At 62.5% G+C, this 6767-nt stretch carries 8 protein-coding genes; 4 read left to right on the forward strand and 4 right to left on the reverse strand.

Features of this window, described 5'->3' with window-relative positions:
* The coding region (locus EN925_RS17210; RefSeq protein ID WP_164894250.1) for an amidohydrolase family protein at positions 1-663 on the reverse strand (663 nt) is incomplete at its 3' end.
* A gap of 154 nt (positions 664-817) precedes the next feature.
* On the opposite strand from EN925_RS17210, the gene EN925_RS17215 reads away from it, so the two are divergent.
* The 4 genes from EN925_RS17215 to EN925_RS17230 all read left to right on the forward strand — a co-directional run bounded on the left by EN925_RS17215 (position 818) and on the right by EN925_RS17230 (position 4666).
* Positions 818-1579 carry a TetR/AcrR family transcriptional regulator gene (locus EN925_RS17215; RefSeq protein ID WP_244506862.1) on the forward strand — a complete coding sequence of 254 codons (762 nt, stop codon included), beginning with the start codon at positions 818-820 and terminating at the stop codon, positions 1577-1579.
* A gap of 26 nt (positions 1580-1605) precedes the next feature.
* Positions 1606-2637, forward strand: coding sequence for a histone deacetylase family protein (locus tag EN925_RS17220; RefSeq protein WP_127367437.1), 1032 nt, complete (start codon positions 1606-1608; stop codon positions 2635-2637).
* A 551-nt stretch (positions 2638-3188) separates the two neighbouring features.
* Positions 3189-3899 carry a helix-turn-helix transcriptional regulator gene (locus EN925_RS17225; RefSeq protein ID WP_024502680.1) on the forward strand — a complete coding sequence of 237 codons (711 nt, stop codon included), beginning with the start codon at positions 3189-3191 and terminating at the stop codon, positions 3897-3899.
* The gene (locus tag EN925_RS17230) at positions 3896-4666 is read left to right on the forward strand and encodes a helix-turn-helix transcriptional regulator (protein WP_027161441.1); all 771 of its coding nucleotides are present in this window, start codon (positions 3896-3898) and stop codon (positions 4664-4666) included. Before EN925_RS17225 ends, EN925_RS17230 begins: the two co-directional genes overlap by 4 nt.
* A gap of 16 nt (positions 4667-4682) precedes the next feature.
* Here EN925_RS17230 and EN925_RS17235 read toward each other — a convergent pair whose 3' ends face one another.
* The 3 genes from EN925_RS17235 to EN925_RS17245 form a co-directional block, all read right to left on the reverse strand.
* Positions 4683-5120, reverse strand: coding sequence for a hypothetical protein (locus tag EN925_RS17235; protein ID WP_024502682.1), 438 nt, complete (start codon positions 5118-5120; stop codon positions 4683-4685).
* A complete protein-coding gene (gene flhB / locus EN925_RS17240) occupies positions 5117-6199 on the reverse strand; it encodes a flagellar biosynthesis protein FlhB (RefSeq protein ID WP_027161440.1) in 1083 nt (360 codons plus the stop codon). Before flhB ends, EN925_RS17235 begins: the two co-directional genes overlap by 4 nt.
* Before the next feature lie 9 nt (positions 6200-6208).
* Positions 6209-6767, reverse strand: a 559-nt coding sequence (locus tag EN925_RS17245) for a FliG C-terminal domain-containing protein (RefSeq protein ID WP_128336736.1), incomplete at its 5' end; no start/stop codon positions are given.

The raw sequence follows: 6767 nt of genomic DNA on the forward strand, positions 1-6767 counted from the left end.
CATCGGTTCCGGCCCGCCGCCGGTCGACAGCCCCAGCCGCACCCGGCTTTCGCCGGCAAGGTCGAGCACCGGGCCAAAGGCCTCGCCTTCGCGCAATTCGCCGGCGGCCAGTCCATCGTCACCCATGACAATCTCATTGCCAGGGCCGAGCATGCGCCCCTGCAGGATGCCGGCCATTTCCAACGCCTTGGTGTTGGCCCACATGGTGTGATGGTCGGGCGCCGCCATGCAGAACGGACGATCGGGCAAAATGGCGTCGAGGTGATGGCGCGTCACGCGCTCGCTGCCGAGCACGGTATAGTCGACGCCTTGGCCGACCAGCATCTTCGCGTCGGGCCGGGTAGGCGCATAGTCGCGGATCGCCTTCTGCAGCGCCTCGAAGCCATGGATACCGGTGAGTTGAAGGTGGGCAAGTTCAGCCCCGCCCGAAAACAGATGCATGTGGGCTTCGATGAAACCCGGCAGGACGGAGCCGCCCTTGGCGTCGATTACCTTGGTGGCCGGTCCCTTGAACTCTTCGATGGAGGCGCGGCTGCCGATGGCGATGATTGCGCCGTCCTTGACGGCGACGGCCTCGGCGGTGGGATTGTCGTCGTCGATGGTCAGTACACGACCACTGATGACGATCAGATCCGCATTGTGACCTGCACCTGTGACAGACATCGCGACTCCGCGCTTTTGACGACTGACTGAGACCGACAACCTCTTGGCCAACGACCTGCCACTCCACCGGAGCGGCGCCATGGGACGAAAAAGAATGCCAGCGCGCTGTCTTGGAAATTCCCCTTGTCATCCCAAGAGGCAGCGTGGATAAAGAATGCGACTGATTATTCGCGTTTGTCAACATACCGAATCTGGAATGTATCGTGGACAGCAAGCTCCCACCATGTTGAGACCGGGCGGGGAACGAGGACATCGGACGGTGAAGCGCAGTCTCGACCGCAAAACCAGGATAGCGCTCGAACCGCGCAAACAGCCGCGGCAACAACGCTCCAGCAAGGTGGTCGACCGGATTCTCGACGCAGCGCTGGTCTTGACGCGGGAGCAAGGAACCAAGACGCCGACGACGCTCGCCATTGCGCAGCGCGCAGGCTTGTCGGTTGGTTCGATCTACCAATACTTTCCCAACAAGGAAGCCATTCTTCTGGACCTCGCCCGGCGCTGGCTGTCATCCTTTCCCGAGGTGATCGCCAAGCGTATCAAGGTCGCCCCGCCCACCAACCGTGAAGAGTTTCGGCAGGAAGTGCGCAAGCTCTTCATCGACACGTCCAGACTCTACCTCGAAAACGCCAGCCTGATGCCGGTGATCGAGGCCATTTCAGGCAACGCCGACCTCAGGCCGATCCAGAACGAATATGACGAGCAGATCATCGCGCTCTACGCCGCATGGCTGCAGCATGTGAACCCGGCGCTTGAAGACAAGATCGCCAGCCGGCTCGGCGTGCTGATGATGGACGTCGGGCACGCCTGCCGGCTTGTCGGGCTGAAAAGAGACCGCAAGACATACGACCTCATCGAGGACGATGTGGAAAGAATGTGGCTCGCTCTGGTGAGCCCTTATCTCAATCTTGAATCTTGACTGATTTCGCACTTCGAGAGGAATTTATGAAGACTGTTTTCTCCCCCCTTCACGCCGGCCATGCCGGTCAAATGGAACTGGTCACATCAGCCATCGTGCCGGGTTTCGAAAAGCCATCGAGGGCCGAATTCATCAAGGCGCGGGTCGAAAGCGAGAAACTGGGTCCCATCATCGCGCCGCACGAACATGACCTCGCCGCCGCCAAGCGCATCCACAAATCAGACTATATCGACTTTCTCCCGACGGTCTGGCCGCAATGGCTGGAAGCAGGCCTCACAGGCACGGCGATGCCCTTCACCTGGCCGACGCGCGGCCTGCGCGGCGACGTGCCGCCAAAGCGCGTCGACGCGCTGCTCGGCTATTATTCCTTCGATGCCGGCGCCACTTTCGTCGAAGGCACGTGGGCCGCGATCAAGTCTTCCTACGACGTAGCGCTGACCGCCGCCGGCCTGCTCAAGGATGGCGAGGCTTCCGCCTTCGCGCTCTGCCGTCCGCCCGGCCACCATGCCGGGGCTGGCTTCATGGGCGGCTACTGCTACATCAACAACGCCGCCGTCGCCGCGCAATGGTTCCGCGACCACGGCGCCAAACGCATCTCGATCCTCGATGTCGACTACCATCACGGCAACGGTACGCAGGAGATCTTCTACGACCGTGCCGACGTCCAGGTGCTCAATCTGCATGGCGATCCGATGGTCGAGTACCCGTTCTTCCTCGGCCATGCCGACGAACGCGGCGCGGGTGCCGGCGAAGGCTTCAACATCAATTATCCGATGCCCTTCGGCACCGACTGGGATGCATGGAACGCCTCGCTCGAGGATGCCTGCGGCAGGCTCGCCGCTTATGCACCGGATGTCGTCATCGTCTCGCTGGGTGTCGATACGTTCGAGAAGGACCCGATCAGCCAGTTCAAGCTGAAGACGTCTGATTATCCCAAGATCGGCCGCCGCATCGCCAGGCTCGGCCTGCCGACGCTGTTCATCATGGAAGGCGGCTATGCCGTCGAGGAGATCGGCATCAACGCGGTCGGCGTGCTGACCGGGTTCGAGGATCGGTAAATGCCTGTCGTCCAGGAGCATCTGGCGGTTTTGGGACAACGACAGGCATAAGCAAAGGACCACCGGGACCGGGCGGCAACATCGCCCGGCTCCCACTATCGGGCCAGGGCCCCAGCCTTCGGCACAGCAACCGGCGCGCCCGTCTGTCCAATGCTCCCGAGCCTGGCGAAATCGACCAGCCGCCGAGGTGGCCGGCGAAGACTTTCGCGTCCCGGTCTTCTGTCCAGGGCGCGAAAACCGACTTGTGAGTCGCACATGAGTCCACCGGATTCGATTTTGTCAAATCGCGTTTGATGTCAGATTCAACTGCGGGTAGATTAGACCCGAATCAGCCGGTCCTGGGGGGCGCGGCGACCACCCAAAGTCTTTTGTTCCGGAGCTTTTCCGGCACCAGACGCGGACGGCTTCGCGTTCCCTGAATGGATTCGGGATTTGGTTCGGTGCAGCCCTGCGCCACGCGTGTGTCTTCGTCAAAGTAATGCGTATTCGGGTTCGGCGGCTGGCTTCCAGTATCCGGACAGCAGAAACGATTCCGGCCAAAAGCAACAAGAATGAGCAGTCCCGCCGCACGTCTTCAATCCGACACATTGGGCTCGCGCCTGACGTCGCGCGGCGATCTCACCAGCTTTTTCATGCAACTGACCGCCGAGATCGGCGCCGACAGCTACATGTTGGTCGCCATCGTCCACGACCAGGACCGCAACGATGCGCGCATCGTCTCCTCCAACTGGATTTTCGATGCCATCGAGCTGATCGGCAAGCGATTGATCGCCGGGCTTGCGCAAGGCGCGCTCACCGTCGCGCCAGGCATCCGCCCACAGCCGCTGGTGGCATCTCAAGCACCAGAAGCAGACGGATTGGTCACCGGCGAGGAAGCCCGCCTTCTCGACGTGCTCGGCCATGCCGAGATCTATTCGCTGCGCCTCAATGTCGGCCGCCAGCGCCTGTTTGCCCTGTTCTCTGCGGCGACCGCCGGCAGCATCGACCAGCCGGCGCTGATGCGCGCGCAGCTGAAATGCTGCTACGCGCTCTCGCACATCCCGCAACTGATTGCCGCCGCCGCCATGCAGGACCCGTTGTCGGATCGCGAGCGCGAATGCCTGTTCTGGGTTTCCGAAGGCAAGACCACCGACGAGGTCGCCGTCATCCTTGGCGTCTCCTCCAACACCGTCAACAGCTACATCACCCACGCCATCCAAAAATTCGCGGCCAGCAACCGCGCGATGGCCATCGCCACGGCGATCAGGAGCGGCATCATTTGAAACACGCCGATATCAAGGAAACGGCCGAAGCCCTTTTCAACGAGCAGCGCAACCCGTTCGGGGCCTTCACCCTTGGCTCCGAAACCCATCACGCGGTCACCATTCCCGATGCCGTGCGCCGCTGCCGCTGGATCGCCGTTGACATGAATGCCTCGGCTTTCGGCCTCTTCTTCGTAAGCCCCTCGCCCGAGCGGGCGCGGCTCGTGCCATGCTTCGATTCCGATTATCCCGGCATTGCGGTGGCGACCAAGTTCATCTCAGGCGCCAACGGCGAGGAGATCGTGCGCCACACCCGCATCTCGACCGAACCGCGCTGGTGGACGGATGACGGCGTCCCTGCCACGGCGGAGCTGTTTGGCGATTTCGCCTGGACCGAGCGGATGGCGGCGCTGGTGCCCGGAACCAGCGGCATCGCTTTTCCCGTGCACGCCGACCGCGGCCAATGCGGTCTTGTCGTGTTCCTGGGCTCGGAGATGACCTTGCAGCAGGATGCGCTCTACGAAATACACGCCCGCTGCTTTTCGCTGTTCGCCGCCGTCGCCCGCATCCGTCCGGGCGATGCCGGCCGCATGCGTGCAATCTCCAAGCGCGAACTCGAATGCCTGAAGCTGACCGCCAACGGCAACACCAGCGAGGAGATCGCGCGACTCCTGAAACTGTCGGTGCACACCGCCAACCAGTATCTGACCCAATCGACCCAGAAGCTCAACGCCGTCAATCGCAACCAGGCCGTTGCCAAGGCGCTGCGGCTGGGCTTGATCGAATAGAGGAATTCGAAAGCGATCAGCGATAGGCCAGCGGCTCGACCTTGCGGATACGCGCCTCTTCGATCACCGCTTCGAGCAGCGCCGTGTTGCGCTCCGGGTCTTCGCCCGGCTTCTCGAACGATACGTAGTTGACCGCCACCGACGCGCCGAGCTCGCTCAGCGTCAGCTGGAAATAGACGGTGACGCCGGGCGGCCTCAGTTCCAGATCGAGCACGATGCGCGGGCTCCCGCTCCAGTCGACATGCGCCTCACCACCATGGCCGAGCCGCAGAGTGCCCGGCATGAAGAACAACTCAACCGCTGAATCGACCAGGTCCGACAGGCATGCGAAATGCTCCAGCCGGATAAAGGCGATGTAGTCGGCGACATCGATCAGCCTCAGTTCGCCCACCACCTGCTCGATGGCGCTGGCGACGATGATCTCGCGGGATTTTGCGTGCGGTTGCCGGTTCATGAAATCTGTCTGCGCTCAGCCTTTTTCGAGTAGACGATCCGCACCAGTTCGGCGACGGCCTGGTAGAATTGTGACGGGATCACATTATCGACCGAAACTTGCTTGTACATGGAGCGGGCGAGCGCCACGTCCTCGAAGACCGGGATGTTGTGTTCCCGCGCGATCTCGCGGATCTTGAGCGCCACCAGATCCTGGCCCTTGGCCAGCACCATGGGCGCCGAGTCCTCGTCGCGCACATATTTCAGCGCGATCGAGAAGTGCGTCGGGTTGGCGATGATCAGCGTCGCGCGCGGCACCGCCGTCATCATCCGTTTGCGCGCCCGGTCGCGCGCCAGGGAGCGCAGCCGCGACTTGACGATCGGGTCGCCCTCGGACTGTTTGAACTCGTCCTTGACCTCCTGCTTGCTCATGCGCAGATCCTGCTTCCAGTGGAAGCGCGACCAGACGATGTCGACTGCCGCGATCAGCCCCATGACGAAGACGATGGCCACCAGGATGTCGACGGCGATGCCGCGGATGACGAGACCGAAGGCGACCGGATTGGTGATCATCCCGGCGAGCAGCTTGCGGTGGTCTTCCGACAGGGTGAAACTCAGCACGACGATGGCAAACCCGACCTTGCCGAGTGACTTCAGGAACTCGACCCAACCCTGGATGCCGAACAGCCTGTTCCAACCCTTGGCGATCGAAATGCGCGAGAGTTGCGGCCGGACCCGCTCGCCTACGAATTGCGGCATGTTCTGGAACACCGAGGCGCCGACGCCGGCGACGGTCAGCAGCACCATCAAGCTCAGGACGGCGCGGCCGACCTCGAGCAGGACGATCTTGTAAAGCGCGATGACGTCGGTCTCGGTGTCCATTGGCCAGGCTTCCGGCTTCTCCAGGAACATCGACAGGAACATGCCGAGATCGATGATCGCATCCTTGGCGTAGAAGACGGTGAACACCAGTATGGCAACGAACGAGGCAAAGAGCGCTGTCTCCCGCGAATGGGGCAGCTTGCCCTGTTCGATGGTGTCGCGGATCTTCTTTTCCGTCGCCTCTTCGGTTTTCGAATCCTTGTCGACCGCGTCAGCCATGGCGCGGTCCTAGGCGGCGTCTTGGGTCGAGGGGAGTTCGAAGGCGCCTTCGCGCGACAGCCGGATCGTCGTCGTAACGATCGTCTTGCGGGCCGCCATGATATCGGCGAGGGGGATCCCGTCCGAGCCCTGCCCGAGCTCGGCTTCGATCATGCGCCGCGAGCGGGCGCCGATGGCCGACAGCACCGATTCTGCAAGGGCGGCCGACGTGCCACGCAAGGCCAGCGTGACCAGCTCCGTCGATAGCCCGTCGAACAGCAGCACCCGCGCTTTCTGGGTGAGCAGCGGCAGATCGTCGAAAGCAAACAGCCGGGCTCGCACGCCGTCGAGATCAGGCGTGCCGGCGGCTTCCAGATCCTGCATCACCTCCTCGAGCAGCGGCTTGTCGAGTTCGTTGAGGACGCTGGCGACACGCGCCTGTCCGGCCGAGGTATCCTTGGTCGAGGTTTCGGCCAGCACACTGGTGCGCAGCCGGTTTTCGACGATCCTGGCGGCAGCGTCGGGAACATTGGCCATCGTCACCATGCGCTTGATGATTTCTCCACGCATCGGCTTGGTCAGTGTCAGC

Origin of the sequence: Mesorhizobium sp. M7A.F.Ca.US.006.04.2.1 (assembly GCF_004022915.1) — a bacterium.
In the GTDB taxonomy this organism is placed as follows: Bacteria; Pseudomonadota; Alphaproteobacteria; order Rhizobiales; family Rhizobiaceae; genus Mesorhizobium; species Mesorhizobium ciceri.

Coding starts and splice junctions, on each gene's coding strand:
- EN925_RS17220 (WP_127367437.1), top strand. CDS start 1,606: ATGAAGACTGTTTTCTCCCCCCTTCACGCCGGCCATGCCGGTCAAATG.
- EN925_RS17235 (WP_024502682.1), bottom strand. CDS start 5,120: ATGAACCGGCAACCGCACGCAAAATCCCGCGAGATCATCGTCGCCAGC.
- EN925_RS17215 (WP_244506862.1), top strand. CDS start 818: ATGCGACTGATTATTCGCGTTTGTCAACATACCGAATCTGGAATGTAT.
- EN925_RS17225 (WP_024502680.1), top strand. CDS start 3,189: ATGAGCAGTCCCGCCGCACGTCTTCAATCCGACACATTGGGCTCGCGC.
- flhB (WP_027161440.1), bottom strand. CDS start 6,199: ATGGCTGACGCGGTCGACAAGGATTCGAAAACCGAAGAGGCGACGGAA.